The sequence below is a fragment of the Pontibacter sp. 13R65 genome, assembly GCF_047525655.1.
In the GTDB taxonomy this organism is placed as follows: domain Bacteria; phylum Bacteroidota; class Bacteroidia; order Cytophagales; family Hymenobacteraceae; genus Pontibacter.
In genome coordinates this window covers 376,569-392,278 of the sequence record NZ_JBLIQL010000002.1, presented here as the reverse complement: position 1 = coordinate 392,278, position 15,710 = coordinate 376,569, and the positions used below count along the sequence as shown (strand labels likewise).

At 42.7% G+C, this 15,710-nt stretch carries 16 protein-coding genes; 10 read left to right on the top strand and 6 right to left on the bottom strand.

Annotation, left to right across the window (positions count from 1 at the left end; all coding sequences use genetic code 11):
- Positions 1–57 precede the first annotated feature (57 nt).
- From ACMA1I_RS04115 to rplT, 6 genes are all read left to right on the top strand, one after another.
- Positions 58–852 carry a tetratricopeptide repeat protein gene (locus ACMA1I_RS04115; RefSeq protein ID WP_414703863.1) on the top strand — a complete coding sequence of 265 codons (795 nt, stop codon included), beginning with the start codon at positions 58–60 and terminating at the stop codon, positions 850–852.
- 154 nt (positions 853–1,006) lie between these two features.
- A complete protein-coding gene (locus ACMA1I_RS04110) occupies positions 1,007–2,110 on the top strand; it encodes a tetratricopeptide repeat protein (protein ID WP_337067016.1) in 1,104 nt (367 codons plus the stop codon).
- A gap of 6 nt (positions 2,111–2,116) precedes the next feature.
- Positions 2,117–4,054, top strand: a complete 1,938-nt coding sequence (gene thrS, locus ACMA1I_RS04105) for a threonine--tRNA ligase (protein WP_337067015.1) — start codon at positions 2,117–2,119, stop codon at positions 4,052–4,054.
- Positions 4,055–4,166: 112 nt separating this feature from the next.
- Positions 4,167–4,703 (top strand): translation initiation factor IF-3, encoded by a 537-nt coding sequence (gene infC / locus ACMA1I_RS04100; protein WP_147921767.1) that lies wholly within the window; start codon positions 4,167–4,169, stop codon positions 4,701–4,703.
- Between the two features lie 24 nt (positions 4,704–4,727).
- A complete protein-coding gene (gene rpmI, locus ACMA1I_RS04095; RefSeq protein WP_007656420.1) occupies positions 4,728–4,922 on the top strand; it encodes a 50S ribosomal protein L35 in 195 nt (64 codons plus the stop codon).
- A gap of 95 nt (positions 4,923–5,017) precedes the next feature.
- Positions 5,018–5,362, top strand: coding sequence for a 50S ribosomal protein L20 (rplT, locus tag ACMA1I_RS04090; RefSeq protein ID WP_337067014.1), 345 nt, complete (start codon positions 5,018–5,020; stop codon positions 5,360–5,362).
- 211 nt (positions 5,363–5,573) lie between these two features.
- On the opposite strand, the gene ACMA1I_RS04085 is transcribed toward rplT, so the two are convergent.
- The 3 genes from ACMA1I_RS04085 to ACMA1I_RS04075 all read right to left on the bottom strand — a co-directional run bounded on the left by ACMA1I_RS04085 (position 5,574) and on the right by ACMA1I_RS04075 (position 7,369).
- A complete protein-coding gene (locus tag ACMA1I_RS04085) occupies positions 5,574–6,329 on the bottom strand; it encodes a GAF domain-containing protein (protein WP_337067013.1) in 756 nt (251 codons plus the stop codon).
- A 104-nt stretch (positions 6,330–6,433) separates the two neighbouring features.
- Positions 6,434–6,649, bottom strand: a complete 216-nt coding sequence (locus ACMA1I_RS04080) for a response regulator transcription factor (protein ID WP_337067012.1) — start codon at positions 6,647–6,649, stop codon at positions 6,434–6,436.
- Positions 6,650–7,174: 525 nt separating this feature from the next.
- On the bottom strand, positions 7,175–7,369 hold the full coding sequence (locus ACMA1I_RS04075; RefSeq protein ID WP_337067011.1) for a hypothetical protein: 195 nt from the start codon (positions 7,367–7,369) through the stop codon (positions 7,175–7,177).
- Positions 7,370–7,622: 253 nt separating this feature from the next.
- On the opposite strand from ACMA1I_RS04075, the gene ACMA1I_RS04070 reads away from it, so the two are divergent.
- A complete protein-coding gene (locus ACMA1I_RS04070; RefSeq protein WP_337067010.1) occupies positions 7,623–7,997 on the top strand; it encodes a hypothetical protein in 375 nt (124 codons plus the stop codon).
- A 112-nt stretch (positions 7,998–8,109) separates the two neighbouring features.
- Here the strand turns inward: ACMA1I_RS04070 and ACMA1I_RS04065 are convergent, their stop codons facing one another.
- Positions 8,110–8,490, bottom strand: coding sequence for a hypothetical protein (locus ACMA1I_RS04065; protein ID WP_337067009.1), 381 nt, complete (start codon positions 8,488–8,490; stop codon positions 8,110–8,112).
- A gap of 485 nt (positions 8,491–8,975) precedes the next feature.
- On the opposite strand from ACMA1I_RS04065, the gene ACMA1I_RS04060 reads away from it, so the two are divergent.
- From ACMA1I_RS04060 to ACMA1I_RS04050, 3 genes are all read left to right on the top strand, one after another.
- The gene (locus ACMA1I_RS04060) at positions 8,976–9,551 is read left to right on the top strand and encodes a helix-turn-helix domain-containing protein (RefSeq protein ID WP_337067008.1); all 576 of its coding nucleotides are present in this window, start codon (positions 8,976–8,978) and stop codon (positions 9,549–9,551) included.
- 175 nt (positions 9,552–9,726) lie between these two features.
- The gene (locus ACMA1I_RS04055) at positions 9,727–10,710 is read left to right on the top strand and encodes an NAD-dependent epimerase/dehydratase family protein (RefSeq protein ID WP_337067007.1); all 984 of its coding nucleotides are present in this window, start codon (positions 9,727–9,729) and stop codon (positions 10,708–10,710) included.
- Positions 10,707–11,567, top strand: a complete 861-nt coding sequence (locus ACMA1I_RS04050; protein WP_337067006.1) for an SDR family oxidoreductase — start codon at positions 10,707–10,709, stop codon at positions 11,565–11,567. Before ACMA1I_RS04055 ends, ACMA1I_RS04050 begins: the two co-directional genes overlap by 4 nt.
- Before the next feature lie 65 nt (positions 11,568–11,632).
- Here the strand turns inward: ACMA1I_RS04050 and ACMA1I_RS04045 are convergent, their stop codons facing one another.
- Positions 11,633–12,043 carry a two-component system response regulator gene (locus ACMA1I_RS04045; protein WP_337067005.1) on the bottom strand — a complete coding sequence of 137 codons (411 nt, stop codon included), beginning with the start codon at positions 12,041–12,043 and terminating at the stop codon, positions 11,633–11,635.
- 3 nt (positions 12,044–12,046) lie between these two features.
- Positions 12,047–15,397 carry a PAS domain S-box protein gene (locus tag ACMA1I_RS04040; RefSeq protein WP_337067004.1) on the bottom strand — a complete coding sequence of 1,117 codons (3,351 nt, stop codon included), beginning with the start codon at positions 15,395–15,397 and terminating at the stop codon, positions 12,047–12,049.
- Positions 15,398–15,710 lie beyond the last annotated feature (313 nt).

Genomic DNA, 15,710 nt, shown 5'->3' with positions numbered 1-15,710 from the left:
GTTTTTGTCTTTTCTATTATCTATCTTAACAAACGATAATTAGTGTCAAGTTTACATATGAAAAGATTTTTAACAACTTATATTATAATGAGTTTGCTAATGCTGGCACTACCTGCCTTGCAGGTAAGTGCCAGTAGTGGTGGCTCTTACGACCACGAGCAACTGATGCAGCGTGCAGAGTTTTTGCTGAATAACTATAAAGAAACTGAGGCCCTTAGGATTTATGAGGAGGTGCTTGCCTTATCTGCCGATAATTTTGAAGCCTTGTGTAAAGCAAGCCTACTTCATAATCGTATAGGCGATCGGTATAGTGCCAATGATACGAGGCAAATGGAGCATTTTAGTAAAGCCAAAGATTTGGCAACTCGTGCACATGGGCTTAACCCTACCGATGCTGAAACAAATTATCTGATGGCGCTATCTATGAGCAACTTGGCTACAGTTCTTGGCCCAAAGCAAAGGCTGGAAATGACAAATCAGGTAAAAAACTATCTGGATGCAGCATTAGCCTGCCGCTCGGATCACGCAGGGGCCTGGCACCTGATGGGAAGGTGGCAGTACAAAATGGCTAATCTGAATTTTGCCGAAATAGCCGCTTCTAAAATGTTTTTTGGTGGTATTGCAGAGAAAACAACCAATTCAGATGCTATTCAATCCTTACAGAAAGCCATTGCTATTAGTCCGCAAAACATCCGGTATTATTACGATCTGGCCACTATTTATCAGGAAATGAAAGAAAAGGAGGCCTGTGTTAATGTGCTGAAGGAGGCCTTGACTGTGAACATGGAAACTAAAGAAGAATATGAGTTGAGCAGAAGGTGCAAAATAATGCTAGAAGATCAAGCCCGTTAATATTTTCTGCCACCACAAAAGAAGCCTGTTTCTAATCTAGATGCAGGCTTCTTTTGTTTTTACTTGTGTTGATGCAGCGTATGTTTTTCGTTATTTCAGGAAAATATATATAATTTAGCATTTGATTACTGGTGCAGCAAAAGTTTATTAGCAGATGAGAGTAGGGGCTTTTAGTTGGGTTATAGGCATAGTGCTGCTCTTTAGCCACGCTGCCTGCACCTCTGATGAGGGCCGAAAAGAAGAGATGGTGAACCTGGAGGTGGTTACAGACAACCCCGAGGCACAACTGACGAACTTAACTGCCGCCATCGAACGCTCCAAAAATGACGGAAGCCTGTATGCCAGAAGGGCTATTGTGCTGCTTCGCAAAGGAGAACTTGAGGAGGCTTTAGATGATGCGGATTTAGCCGTAAAACTTTCTAAAAACAATCCAGCCTCCCTGTTTGTAAAAGCACAGGTGCTTTATATGTTGGATAAGCCTGAAGAGGCTTTACCGCTGGCACTACGGGCAGAGCGAAACTCCTATCAAAGTGCTTCGCTGTATGTATTACTAAGTGAGCTTTATCTGCAGCGAAAAAATATAAAGCAAGCCCGTGAATATGTAAGAAGAGCCTTAGAGATCTCACCGGCTGATGAATACGCTTTGTACTACAATGGTCGTATTTTGGCCGAAACTGCTGATACCAGCCGGGCCATCACTAATTATAAGGCAGCACTGGAGCAGGCACCGGAATTCATGGAGCCGCAAAGGGAACTGGCAGGTCTATACTTGGCCAAAAAAGAATACACAGTTGCAGGAGAGTTTGTAAGATCGGCTATAAAGCTGGCTCCAGACGATGCCAGACTATGGTTGTATCAAGGGCGGTTACTTCAGGAGCAGCAAAAGCCAGATAGTGCCTTTGTGCACTTTGAAAAAGCGGTTGCATTAAACGACACGTTGCAGGAAGCACATTTTTATTACGGCTATGCATTGTATAAGCGTGGCGACAATGAAAGAGCCATATCACATTTTGAGCAGGCTAACAGGAAATACAAAAGAAACCCAGTTTATATCAGTGCACTGGCAAATGCTTATGAACGGGTTGGTTTGTACAGAAATTCATTGGAGCAATACCAACGGCTTGTTGCCTTAGACCCACGGTATAGCTATGCTAACCAGAGCATCAGCCGCCTGAAGTATAAAATTGAGGGGCGAAGAACAATCACAGACACCGCCACTGTGGAGAAACTTAAGATATTGGATTTTAATATCAAATAGAACTACATGATCAACATCACACTTCCAGATGGTTCCGTTCGCCAGTACGAGCAAGGCGTAACCAGCCTGGAGATAGCGCAAAGTATAAGCGAAGGGCTTGCCAGAAATGTGCTTGCCGCCAAAGTGAATAACACTGTTTGGGACCTGAGCCGCCAGATAACCGAGGATGCCGAAGTGCAGTTACTTACCTGGAACGATGATTTAGGTAAAAATACTTTCTGGCACTCTTCTGCTCACTTGTTGGCGGAAGCATTAGAAGCGCTCTATCCGGGAGTAAAATTCGGAATAGGGCCTCCTGTCGAAAATGGCTTTTACTACGATGTGGACCTTGGGGAGCAGCATTTCTCACAAGACGACTTTGCAAAGGTAGAGCAGAAAATGCTGGAACTTGCCAGAAGCAAAAGCGAGTTTACACGCAAAGAAGTCTCAAAAGCAGAGGCGGTGGCCTACTTTGAGGAGAAGGGCGACCACTATAAGCTGGACCTGATTAAAGATCTGGAAGATGGTACCATCACGTTTTACACTCAGGGTAATTTTGTAGATCTGTGCCGCGGGCCACATATTCCGAATACAGGATTTATTAAAGCGGCCAAGCTGATGAACGTGGCCGGAGCTTATTGGCGCGGCGATGATAAAGGCAAGCAGCTGACCCGTATCTATGGTGTCACTTTCCCAAAACAAAAAGAGCTTACAGAGTACTTGGAGCGGCTGGAGGAGGCTAAAAAGCGCGATCACCGCAAATTAGGCCGAGAGCTCGAGCTGTTTACTTTCTCTGAGAAAGTAGGAATGGGATTGCCGCTGTGGCTGCCTAAAGGCACGCTTTTGCGTGAGCGCCTGGAACAGTTTCTGCGCAGAGCCCAGCAGCGTGCGGGTTATCAGCCGGTGGTAACGCCGCACATTGGCAGCAAAGAGCTGTATGTTACATCTGGGCACTACGAGAAATACGGTGCAGATTCTTTTCAGCCCATAAAGACTCCAAACGAAGGGGAGGAGTTCCTGTTGAAGCCAATGAACTGCCCGCACCACTGCGAAATCTATAAAACCCGCCCACGCTCCTATAAAGAGCTCCCTGTGCGGTTTGCCGAGTTCGGTACAGTGTACCGCTATGAGCAAAGCGGCGAATTGCATGGCTTAACCCGCGTGCGCGGCTTTACGCAGGATGATGCACACATCTTCTGCCGTCCGGACCAGGTGAAGGAGGAATTTATTAAAGTGATTGATTTGGTGCTGTATGTATTTAAAGCACTTGGTTTTGATGACTTTACTGCCCAGATATCTTTGCGAGATCCTGAAAACAAGACCAAATATATTGGTACTGACGAAGTATGGGAGAAAGCGGAGAGTGCTATAGTAGAGGCGGCTGCCGAGAAAGGACTGCGCACTGTAACCGAATTAGGCGAGGCTGCGTTTTACGGACCAAAGCTCGACTTTATGGTAAAAGATGCCTTAGGTCGAAGATGGCAGTTGGGAACTATTCAGGTTGATTATAACTTACCAGAAAGGTTCCAACTGGAATATATTGGTGCTGATAACCAGAAGCATCGCCCAGTAATGATCCATAGGGCACCATTCGGCTCCCTGGAGCGTTTTGTGGCACTGTTGATCGAGCACTGTGGTGGCAACTTCCCGCTTTGGCTAAGCCCTGAGCAATATGCTATTCTGCCTATTTCTGAAAAGTATCAGGAGTTTGCACAGGAAGTTAAAGAAGCGCTGGAGCAGGAAGATATCAGAGGGTACATCGATAGTCGTGATGAAAAAATCGGCCGAAAAATCCGGGATGCGGAAGTGGGCAAAGTGCCATTTATGTTGATAGTGGGCGAAAAGGAGCAGGAAGCTACATCTGTTTCGGTTCGTAAACACGGCGAAGGCGACTTAGGTACCATGACCATCGGAGAATTTACAGGAATGTTTAAAGCTAAAATAGCGGAGGCTCTTAACAAATAAGGTAAATATTTTTTTCTTGATATAATATTTGCGATATTTGCAGCCTGATTGTGCAAACTAAATCATTAAAGGAGGTAATACTATAGCTACTACTAGCAACAATAGGCGCTACATTCCACGAGGAAAGGTAGAAGAGCCATACAAAGTCAATGATAAAATTACTGCCAGAGAAGTAAGGCTTGTTGGAGACAATGTAGAGCAGGGCGTCTATCCTCTGCGTGTGGCCCAACAGATGGCTAATGAGCAGAATCTGGACTTAGTTGAAATCTCACCAACAGCTAACCCACCGGTTTGCCGTGTGATCGACTACTCGAAATTTAAGTACGAGCAGAAGAAAAAAACACGTGAGATGAAAGCTAAGGCGCAAAAAGTGGTGATCAAGGAGATTCGGTTTGGTCCGAATACTGATGATCATGACTTTGAGTTTAAGCTCAAGCATGCCAAAGCCTTTTTGGAGAGCGGTTTCAAAATAAAGTCGTATGTTCACTTTGTGGGCAGAACGATCGTGTTTAAAGAAAGAGGAGAGATCCTGCTTCTGAAATTTGCCCAAGCACTGGAAGATTTAGCTAAAGTTGAGCAGTTGCCGAAGCTGGAAGGAAAACGAATGTTCCTGATCCTTGCTCCGAAAGTAGCAGCTCCTAAGAAGTAATTCATTTCAATTAATTATATACTCATGCCAAAAGTTAAAACAAAATCTGGTGCAAAGAAGCGTTTTTCTTTGACAGGTACTGGCAAAATTAAGCGTAAGCACGCTTACAAAAGCCACATCCTGACCAAGAAAACGACTAAGCAGAAGCGTAACTTAACTCATACTGGCCTTGTTAGCAGCGCTGACATGGACAGAGTGAAACTGATGCTTCAAATCTAATTCCCAGAATTAGAAGGTTAATTAAATAGTACGAACCCGGTGCCTGGTTTTTTGAAGATTAATCCTTAATCACCAGTCGCTAAAACTTTAAAAAAATGCCAAGATCGGTCAATGTCGTAGCAGCACGACACAGAAGAAAAAAAATGATGAAAATGGCCAAAGGTTACTTTGGCCGTCGTAAAAACGTTTGGACAGTTGCGAAAAACGCAATTGAAAAAGGTTTAGTTTACGCTTACCGCGATAGAAAAGCAAAGAAGAGAGACTTCAGAGCCTTGTGGATCCAACGTATCAACGCTGGTGCACGTGAGCACGGTTTATCTTACTCTGCCCTTATGGGAGCCCTTAAAAAGGCAAACATCGACTTGAACCGCAAAGTACTTGCTGACCTGGCGATGAATCACCCGGAAGCTTTCAAAAGCATCGTTGAGAAAGTAAAGTAATTTACTGACTTTATAATATACCGGAAGGCCTGGCATTTGTCAGGCCTTTTTTTGTTCCGGAAGGCTCATTTCATTAGAAAAAGTTGAAATTGGGATTGATATATTTGAAAGCGAATTAAAAAGGAGGCGTAATCTCATATATAGGTAAGCTTACTAGCAGCCGGATTAATTGGGCAACAAGAGAGGCATTTTAAATAACCATGACGCTATCTTAACTACCCTTATGGTCCAGACCTGTTTCCAGGTTTTGCAACTGAGCCTTTAGGGAACGTAAGCAATTTGCAGCTGCAGGAAGGTTTTGTGTTAAAACTGCCGTCTCCAATTTATTTGTCAAATAATGGACAGTGCTAAGTGAAGACTTCAATCCTGATAAGTATGGCATCTGATGTACCTGTTGTAACAGGTTCCAGGCTTTTACAAGTTGCTGCTTTTCTAACTCCAATTGTTCCTTCATCCGCCTCAACTCCAGATGTGCCACTACCTGTTCTGCGAGAGTAGCAAGAGCTAATCGTTGCTTTTCTGTAAGTTCTTTGGGAATAAGGTCTACTACACATAATGTACCTAGCTTAAATCCGTCTTTATTTACTAGCGGTGCACCAGCATAAAATCTTATTTTAGGTTCGCCAACCACAAAGGGGTTCTGATAAAAACGAATATCTGATAAAGCGTCTGGTACTTCTAATACCTCGTCGTGCTTAATAGCATACTGGCAAAAAGACACCGACAGTGGTGTTTCTTCAATTTCCAGCCCGATACCGGCTTTAAACCATTGCCGGTCGTGTGTTATCAGGCTAATTAAGGAGATAGGGGTATCGCAGATAGTAGAGGCTAAGGCCACCAGTACATCAAATTCTTCCTCCGCAGCGGTGTACAAGATGTTATATTGCTCTAATGCCTGAAGCCTTTGCTCTTCGTAATTAATGGAGCTGCACAAAATGGAGGTTCTATCTGTAAACAGGCTGGACATAGTAGTTTTAATCAAGTGCGAGGATAAGAAGTATGCTAAAAAGAAGGCAGCCTTATAGAAGGTTTTAGCAGACTAATGCAAGACCTGCAAGGGGAACCAAGCTTTTAGGAGGCAATAAGTATTCCGGTACTATAAGCCCAACTTAATAATTCCATAGAATTGCTCATCTTCATTTTCCGGAGCATATTTCGACGGTGAGTTTGAACAGTCAATTCTGTAATTTTCAACTCTTCACTCATCATTTTGCTACTATACCCTTTTGCAATCAGCTCTAGAATTTCTTTTTCTCGCTTACTTAATGATGTAGTAGTCTTTTGCATATAGGTTGAGATGAGATGTTTTATATAATCATTTAGATTATTATTTGTAAATATCCGATTTAATAAGTTTATATACAATACCTGTTTATAGGTAAAAAAATACGTTTAGGCTCAGAATTTCTGAATATAGTTATTATCAGGAGGTTAGGGGAGTTGTAAAATGAGACTAAATGAATAAGATTTTTAGCCGTAGAATATTAATCTTTTACTTGAAAGTAATTTATTATGAAGGAGGTCTTTCTGATATTTGAAGGGAAAGCAGGGGCTGGAGCTATCTGCTTTATAGAGTAAGCTGAATTAATCTAAATTCAAGGACAAAAAAAGAAGAGATTCCTTTTTCAAGGGAACCTCTTCAATTTTTTGAAAATATAATTTTCAACTTTTAGCCGTTTAAATATACGAAGATTTAGTTGATGCGGTTTCAAATTTATTGAAAATATTTAATGTCAGCCCCCAGAGTGCACAATAAAGGGCTAAATAGCACCTAAATAGCTCCAATTTGAAGAAGAAAGGTAACTAAATCGTTTAATGATGATGGTGATGACCATGATCATCAGGCTTGCTTCTAAAGTTAGCAAAGGTTCCCGCACTAAAAAAGACGAACCAACAAAGATATAAGTAGCCAAAGCTTTCTACCTGCTTATTAATCAGGAGCAGGATCACGTGAGCTACAATGGTCATAACCAAACCTGTGGCAGCCACAAACTGGTATGAATTCATTTCCCGTGGGTCGTATATTTTAGATAAATTCATGCAAACGGAGATTTAATTTTTATCTGTAACAGATAAATTGAGTAAGTGGTGCCAATTTACTGCAAATATAGCAGATTGTAAACGAGCCATATGCGTATGCAGTGCCTTTTACTTACAGTTCAGCTATCAATAGAGTTAGTCTATATTAGTTCTGGAGTACTTGCTCAGGAACATGTACTGTTGTGGAACGTATAAACTAACTCAACAAAATAAATGAATTATGGCCATACATGATGAAGATAAAAAAAATACGCCTGGTAAGCCTAAGAATGTCCATGACGACTTTAATGAACGCATGACCATTGGGAACGAGCCTGACCCAAGTGCAAAACGAAATGTGGGCAGAGGCGGAGATCTTGAGCGTGATGATCAAAAAGACAAGCTCGAGAACATGCATATTGGTGGAAGTGAAGCTACTGGCTATGGTGCTATAGATCCTGACAGCAAAGAATCTTATGCCCAAGGCCCAGGCTTCGAATTCGAAGGAAGCGATACAGCCATGGACGACAGTGTGAATGGAATCCGGAGCTCTGACCAGCCGCTTGATAGCACATCTACTAATCAGGAGCAGGATGGCGACCCTAGTAGAATTTAATAGTTAAAAGAAAAAAGCATAAAAAGGCGCTGCGGTTAATACCGGGCGCCTTTTTTAACCTTTAAGCTATGATGTTATTCCCTTCCTCAGAAGGTTAATTTTATTATAATAATTAATAGGCTTCAGTCACTGCCACCATACTAGCTTGTTGCGTGCTTTTATAATGCGTATAGGCGTGCAGCTGCATAGGTGTGAGAAGAGCTTTCAAATTATCTTCAAACTTACCTTCCAAATCTTGCAGCATCTGCTCGCGGGCAGCTTTATCGGATTTGTAGGCAGCTAAAATTTCTGCTGTTTTAGCGAAAAACTCTCTGTTTAGGGCTTTTACTTTTATGTATTCTAACTCGTTTAATTGCAAAGTCTCGCTCATGGCCCGAGTAAGTTCAGAGCATTTTTTCTCGGCCTCAGGAGAGAGGCGTACTTGACCAGTCTGAGCAAAGGAAACAGATGCAGTTGAAAGTATGAAAATGGATAATAGTAATAATTTTTTCATATAAACATTCTTTAAGTGTGGAAGAGAACCTTTGAATTTAAGTAATGGTAAATTTCGTTATATAGATAAAATTATATTTGCTTTATATTTTTCATGTACGCTGCGCTATTTTCTTTGTTGCTAAGACTTAATATAATTTCTGTTTATGCCTGTTTTGAATTAATAACTTGCCTTGTGCTATAGTGCAGTTGTAATCAAAGCAGGTAATCAGGAGTTGTGCTATATTTTAGTCAGTGCAATTGTGGCCTTTCGTTAGTTCCTTATTTGCTACTGCCTAAGTCAGATTTTTGTTATAGTATATAAATAAGAACTGGGTATGGTTTCGTATGCCTGATTACTTGGTCTAAATTTTAGTACAGTACAATCGTAAAGGAGCATTGGGAACACCTGTCGGATGAACACTGTTTAAAAGTGAAGCTATCTCACGTTTGTCTTCAGAATTCGAATGGCAATGTGTATCTTCGAGAATTAACATAGTCTATAAAATGAGTAGCTTTAGCCTCCACATCCGAAACATGGTTTGCCCGAGATGCATTAAAGTCGTAACCGATGAGTTAAACGGCTTGGCATTGCCTGTACTGAAGGTGAAACTAGGAGAGGCTGAACTAGCGCAGGAGCCTAACGGCGAGACGCTCCAAATAATAAGGCAGGTTCTTGCCAAGAATGGTTTTGAGTTGCTGGAAGACAAAAAGGCCGAAACTGTTGAGCAAATAAAGCTAGCCATCATCCATTTAATACACTCTGGTCGGATCGAGGAATTGAATACGAATATTTCGGCTTATCTGGAAGAATCCATAGGAAAAGACTACAATTACCTCAGCAGTCTTTTTTCTGCGGAAGAAAATACCACCATTGCCCGCTATGTGGTGCTTCAGAAAGTAGAACGGGTAAAAGAATTGTTGCTTTACAATGAGCTGACTTTGAGTCAAATTGCCTACCACCTTGGGTATAGCAGTGTAGCCCACCTATCAAACCAGTTTAAGCAGATTACCGGCCTTACACCCACCGAATTTAAAAACAATACCTCGTCTTTGCGTAAACCCATAGATCAGGTTACGTAAAATAGTACTAGGTATAGTACTTTATGAAGCTAATGCTGCTGGTCTGCCTGTGGCAAGAGGTTACTTATGTGTCTTTTCTACTCTAAAAGGCTCAGGAAGGCTTTTTTCATTAGAATAATTTGATGGGTAGAGGCTTAATAAAGTCCTCTGCTCTGCTTATACATGCTTAGAATTTATGAAGGTTTTTATAACAGGTGCTACTGGCTATTTGGGCGAGCAATTGGCTTTGGCCCTTGCAAATAGAGGAGATGAGGTAGTGGCGCTTGTTCGGTCCCCTGAAAAAGCCTTGGCACTTCAGGAAGCCGGTATTCGCCTGGTGCAGGGCGATTTAGATAGTGTTAAGGTAATAGAGCAAGGGATGGAGCAATGCACCGCTGTGTTTCACCTGGCAGCCTACGCCAGGCTCTGGCCAGAAGAAGAAACAATTTTCAAAAAAGTAAATGTAGAAGGCACCAGAAACATCGCAAATGCTGCTGTTAAAATGAACGTGCAACGGCTCGTGTTTACTTCTACAGCCGGCGTGTATGGTCCTTCTCCATCGGCCGAAGTAGCTGTTACAGAAAATACAGAAAGAAGAGTGGCATTTACAAGTGCCTATGAAGCCACAAAAGCGGAGGCAGAAAATTTGGTAAAAAGCTATACCAGAGAGGGGTTGTCAGTAATTGTGCTGAACCCTACCAGGGTCTATGGGCCCGGAAAAGAAAGCGAAAGCAATGCGGTTAATAAGCTTATAAGTTTGTATGTGAATGGAAAATGGCGATTTTTGCCTGGAGATGGCAAGAGCATTGGCAACTATTGCTACATCCGGGATGTGGTGCAGGCGCACCTGAATGCCCTTACCTTAGGCAGGAGTGGAGAGAGCTATTTGCTTGGAGGAGAGAATGTTTCCTATAAAGAATTCCTTGATTCGGTTGCTCAAGTAACAAATCGTCACTATACCTTATACCAAGTGCCTGCAGGTTTACTCCAGGTAGTGAGTCAGCTCCTGGTGACAGCGGCAAGGGTTACTCATTCTAAACCGCTCTTAACGCCAAAATGGCTAAAAAAGTACCTGAACCATGGGAGGGTATCTAGCCAGAAAGCCATGCAAGAACTTGATTACAAGATCACTCCCCTTAAAGAGGGATTGAAAATGACATTAGATTATCTTAAAAAATGATTGAAGAGAAGAGATATACTTTAGTAACTGGTGCAAGTGCAGGAATTGGAAGAGCGATTGCCGAAGAATGCGCCCAGAGAAACCAGAACCTGATACTTGTATCGCTTCCGGCTACCGGGCTGCAGGAAGTTGGCAAAAATTTGCAGCGAAGATATGGCATAGATGTAAAGACCGTAGAACTCAATCTGGTGCAGCCACATGCAGTGCAAGAACTGTATGAGTGGTGCTGCAGCCAAAATCTTAAAATTAATGTACTAATCAATAATGCTGGTATTGGCAATTACAGCCCCTTTGCCTCTACAGACGCCTCTGTTTACCTTAATATTATTCGACTTAATTCTGAAGTGGTGGTATTGCTTACGAGCACCTTTTTGCCGAAGCTCCGAGAGCATGCCGAATCCTATATCATGAACGTTGGAAGCTTTGTCTCCTTTCTTCCAATACCTTACAAAAGCGTATATTCTGCTTCTAAAAGCTTCGTACTAACTTTTTCTAAAGCCTTGCATAGCGAGTTGGACCAGTATGGGGTGCATGTTAGTTGCCTCTGCCCAGGCCCAACTACTACCGAAGCGGTAAAGAAACGCAACAAGGAGCTGCTGCGTCAGAACTCAAATATGCTTACGCTCTCGCCGGAGGTTGTAGCAAAAAAAGCTATTGATGGCCTGTTTAGAAAGAAGAGAGTGATTATTCCAGGATGGGGAAACAAGTTTATTCTTTCCCTTATTCCGCTTATTCCTTACCGGCTCAAAATGTATATTTTGAAAGCCATTTTCAAGAATGGTTTCGAAAAAGAAGAACAGGTGAAAATGGACACAGTAAGTGTAGTAGATGAGGAGAAAACAATAGCGCATCAATAAACTGTAGCAAAAAAAGAAGCCCTTCAAATTAAATTGAAGGGCTTTTACAGGATCAGCAGGTAAGTTTAAATCGCAATAAACTCTTCCTTAATAAAACCAAGGATTTCTGGGGAGAGCGGTTTTGAAAAAAAATCTTTAACTTCTTTGTGGCTCTTGGCTGAGATAATATCTTTTCTATCGACGGCGGAGGACAGCATAAACAAATTACACTGGCGAGTAGCCTCTACAGGAAGCTTTCGATACTCTTCTATAAAAGACCAACCATCCATGCCTGGCATGTTTATGTCCAGGAAAATAAGTTCAGGAAAGTTAGAAATGTCGTTCTCAGTTATATTCTTCAAAAAAGCTAGTGCATCTTCAGCCCACTCAAAACTAATAACCTCGTCTGCAAAATTCTCATTTTTGATTATGCTTTCACAAACGAAATTATTCACCTGATCATCGTCTACTAATACCACTTTTTTCAAAGTTCTCATTAATTAAGTATAATTTTTAAAAAACACAATAAAAGTAGTTCCGGTTCCGGATTGGCTGTCAACTTCAACGCCTCCACCTAACAATTCTGCCTGCGTTTTTACAAGGTGCAGACCAATGCCTTTTCCTTCTGTATGATGATGAAATCGTTTATACAGACCAAAAATTTTGTCTTTGTTTTTTTTCAGGTCTATTCCTAAGCCATTATCGCTTATACTAAGGCAAATATAATTAGGAACTTTATAAGTACGTAGTTGTAGCAATAGTTTTCTGTCTGGTGACTTGTACTTAATAGCATTAGCGACCAGATTGAGCATAATGCTATGCATAAAACTACGGATGGTATATACCTCTGGGGCCTCTTCAAAATCGGCTTCCAGGTGCATGTCTATTACAGCTACTTCTTCCATTAATATGTGCATAACCTGTTCTAAGAGTCCATCGAACGAAATTTTTTCCTGCACTTTGTTTATCTCGCTCCGAATGGTCAGGATATCATTAAGGTCGCGTATAACACTGTCTAAAGAGCTGGCCGATTTCACAAGATTATCGATCACCTTACTGTTAATTGGCGAATCGGGTTGCGCCTTATTATAAACAGATGTGAGCCCCAAGATGTTGGCGATAGGAGCTCGTAAATTGTGAGATACAATATAGGCAAACTGCTGTAGGTTTTGATTTTGCTTCAGCAACTGTTCTGTAAGCTCGTTTCGCCGAGCCTCTGCAGCTTTATATTGTGTCATGTCAGAAGCTGAACCATCAATCCGTATCAGCTTGCCTGCCTCATCATGTAAGGGCGAGAGCCTGAGTAGTACCCATTTTTGTTCCATGCTCCTGCTGGTAATACGAATTTCGCAATGCTGCCGCTGGCCGACTTGCAGGAGGGGCAGCGTTTGCTCCAACAGTATGTCCTGGTCGTCGGGGTGAGTAATTTCGAGCCATTTGTGGCTGTTGCTCAGAAAGTCCTTTTCTTTAAAGCCAGTTAGTTCCATACACTGCGGGCTCACGTAGGTCATGTGTAACTCACCATCGGTAGAAAAAATAACCTCCGGAATATTTTCCAGGGTAGACTGCAGCAGGTTTCGGGCTTCCGTAGCCTTGCGCTCTGTTTCTTTGCGTTCAGTAATATCTTGTATGGAGCCAGAAATTTTAATTGGTTCCTCCTCCTCGTTGTATACGATTTCGGCAATTTCCATCACTTGTCGCTCTGTACCATCATGGTGAATGATGCGATGCTCTCCTGTGAGCATGGTTTTGTTTTCTATGGCGGCACTCAGTTCAGCCTGCATCCAGTCTTTATCCTCCGGGTGTATTAAATCAGAGAAGTTTTGGATGGTGGGCTGGAATGTTTCTTTGTCTAAACCAAAAATGGAATACACTCCGTTAGAGCAGTACAAAAGGTCGCGTTTCAAATCATACTCCCAGTTGCCAAGGTGGGCTAGCTGCTGCGCCCGCGCCAGTTGCTGTTCGCTTCGCTTGATCGTTTCTATGGCTCTTTTCTGCTCAGAAATATCTAGGATGCTAAAGGCCACTGCCAGTGCCGTATTATCTGGACCGAGAACAGGCCTGAAAGCAATTTCATGCCAAATGTCACCGCTTCCTGATTCATATATAATAGTGTGGCCCTGCATGGCCCTGCGGTGGTTCTCTACTAAAGGTTCAGCAGTCGATTCTTCTATGAAGGCCGAGATATTCTGGCCAGCTTTTAATTCTTTTAGCAAATGTGTTTTTACCTGTGTAGCGGCCACTTTGTTAAAAGAGAGCACTTGCATATTCCCATCTAACAAGTAAATGGCTTGCGGGGAGCTATTGAGCAAAGCGCGCAAATTGGCTTCGCTGTTTACGAGCTGCTCCTGCGCTTCTTTCTGCTTGGTGATATCTATTAGGGTACCGTTCCAGGTTATCAGGCCTTTGCTTTTCTGACTAGGTAAGCCATGGCCCCTTATCCATCTCCATTTGCTTCTTTCAGGCTCCCATATTCTATACTCCACCTCCCAAGGTGTTAATTTTTGAAAAGAGGTTAAGGTGGTGCGGCGTACCCGGAACCTGTCGTCGGGGTGCACTGGTTTAAATAGCAGGTTGGTGTTGGCAACTAGCGTTTCAGGGCTAATACCATAGAGCCGCTGTATACCCTCACTCAAAAAGGTAATGGTGAGATGGTAGGTCGCATCCATCTGAAACTGGAACACAGCTCCTGGAATACTGGAACTTACCTCACGCATTTGCTGCTCATTTTTCTCCAGCTGCCGGATTGCACGCTGGCGGTCTTCTACGTTAATGGCTACCACTAACCTCGGATGACTGTTCTCTATAACAGGTAAGGCATGAGAACGTGTCTCAACAGTAAAGAGTGTGCCATCTTTACGTTTGTGGAACCCGCTACCGACCGTAGTGCCCCAGCGGTCGGCAGTTTCCAGTTCGCTTTGAAGTAAGTCGAGCTCCTCTTCAGGTCTGATATCTGCAATAGATTTCGTCAGGAACTCATCTCTAGTGTAGCCATACTCCCGCAGAGCAGCCTCGTTCACCTCTAAAATCTGCCTTGTCTCCTGATCAAATACCCACAAAGGGGCCGGGTTAAAGTCGAACAGGTTTTTGTATTGTCGTTTGTGTTCGGTAAGCGCCAGCTCCAGTTGTTGTCGCTCCTGTATTTCGTTTTTAAGCACCAGGTTGTCGCGCCGGAGCCGATTTATTGTAACCAGAATCATAGAGCCGGCGCCTATGGCTAAAAACATCGCTATTACCAGAAGCGCATTAAAGCTTCTGATGGTGTTGGTGATGCTGGCAACAGTTTTATCGGAGTTAACCCTGGTTGTTTCACGAATACTGTGGTTGAGCTGGTGCAGCAGGCGCTGGTGCGTCCGGGAAACCGGCGCCAGGTTGTGAGCGCTTAGAAGCTCTGATTTGGTGTACCGGGCCTGCTTGCTCATTTGAAGTATTTTCTGAATATGCGCAGTATAGGCATCTCGCTCCTTCACAAACTCTTCCAGAATAATAAGGCGACCATCGTTTTGCAACAGTTTTCGAAGTTGCGCGATCGTACTGGCGTTCCGCAGGTTGCGCTCTTCTATCCGCTTCTCGTAAACCGATTTAAGGCGCAGGTCAGGGGTCGAGATAAAACCTATTACTGCCGCATACACCGCATCTTCGTTTTCGTGCAGGTTGTTTATGAGCTCCAGCTTGAGCATGGCATCAGAAACAATGATGTTATAATTAAACTTTACCTGCCGGGCACCAAAAAAAGAAAGCGTACTTACCGTAAGGAGCAAGGCCAGCACAAGCGAGAATGCAATGGCCACATACCTGACGGTACGACTACTATGGTTTATAATATTAAATCTATTTTTATTAAAATTCATAGGGATAAACTATCCTGTTGCTATTACTAGCCATAAAAGTCCATTGAGTTTGTACATCAATAAGATATCCTCTTTTACATCATTTCAGAATACAATAGAGTTATCCCACTTAGGTGTACTTCCTGTTTCTTCAAAGCTTGCTTCTCTTCTATATGCTTGTCTTTCAGTTTTTCAAGTGCTAGTAGAAGGCACACGGCAAAGCCATACCAGGAGGCATGTTTTACAAAGTCTGTTTTTAGGAAAAGAGGGCGGGGGAATAAATACGGCCTTAAAGTTACGAAACTTCTTCGAGTAATATAAATTATAACATTAG

Bases quoted from the DNA above. Each gene is read 5' to 3' on its own strand.
- ACMA1I_RS04115 (WP_414703863.1), top strand. From the start codon at position 58: ATGAAAAGATTTTTAACAACTTATATTATAATGAGTTTGCTAATGCTG.
- ACMA1I_RS04110 (WP_337067016.1), top strand. From the start codon at position 1,007: ATGAGAGTAGGGGCTTTTAGTTGGGTTATAGGCATAGTGCTGCTCTTT.
- thrS (WP_337067015.1), top strand. From the start codon at position 2,117: ATGATCAACATCACACTTCCAGATGGTTCCGTTCGCCAGTACGAGCAA.
- rpmI (WP_007656420.1), top strand. From the start codon at position 4,728: ATGCCAAAAGTTAAAACAAAATCTGGTGCAAAGAAGCGTTTTTCTTTG.
- rplT (WP_337067014.1), top strand. From the start codon at position 5,018: ATGCCAAGATCGGTCAATGTCGTAGCAGCACGACACAGAAGAAAAAAA.
- ACMA1I_RS04085 (WP_337067013.1), bottom strand. From the start codon at position 6,329: ATGTCCAGCCTGTTTACAGATAGAACCTCCATTTTGTGCAGCTCCATT.
- ACMA1I_RS04080 (WP_337067012.1), bottom strand. From the start codon at position 6,649: ATGCAAAAGACTACTACATCATTAAGTAAGCGAGAAAAAGAAATTCTA.
- ACMA1I_RS04075 (WP_337067011.1), bottom strand. From the start codon at position 7,369: ATGAATTCATACCAGTTTGTGGCTGCCACAGGTTTGGTTATGACCATT.
- ACMA1I_RS04070 (WP_337067010.1), top strand. From the start codon at position 7,623: ATGGCCATACATGATGAAGATAAAAAAAATACGCCTGGTAAGCCTAAG.
- ACMA1I_RS04065 (WP_337067009.1), bottom strand. From the start codon at position 8,490: ATGAAAAAATTATTACTATTATCCATTTTCATACTTTCAACTGCATCT.
- ACMA1I_RS04060 (WP_337067008.1), top strand. From the start codon at position 8,976: ATGAGTAGCTTTAGCCTCCACATCCGAAACATGGTTTGCCCGAGATGC.
- ACMA1I_RS04055 (WP_337067007.1), top strand. From the start codon at position 9,727: ATGAAGGTTTTTATAACAGGTGCTACTGGCTATTTGGGCGAGCAATTG.
- ACMA1I_RS04050 (WP_337067006.1), top strand. From the start codon at position 10,707: ATGATTGAAGAGAAGAGATATACTTTAGTAACTGGTGCAAGTGCAGGA.
- ACMA1I_RS04045 (WP_337067005.1), bottom strand. From the start codon at position 12,043: ATGAGAACTTTGAAAAAAGTGGTATTAGTAGACGATGATCAGGTGAAT.
- ACMA1I_RS04040 (WP_337067004.1), bottom strand. From the start codon at position 15,397: ATGAATTTTAATAAAAATAGATTTAATATTATAAACCATAGTAGTCGT.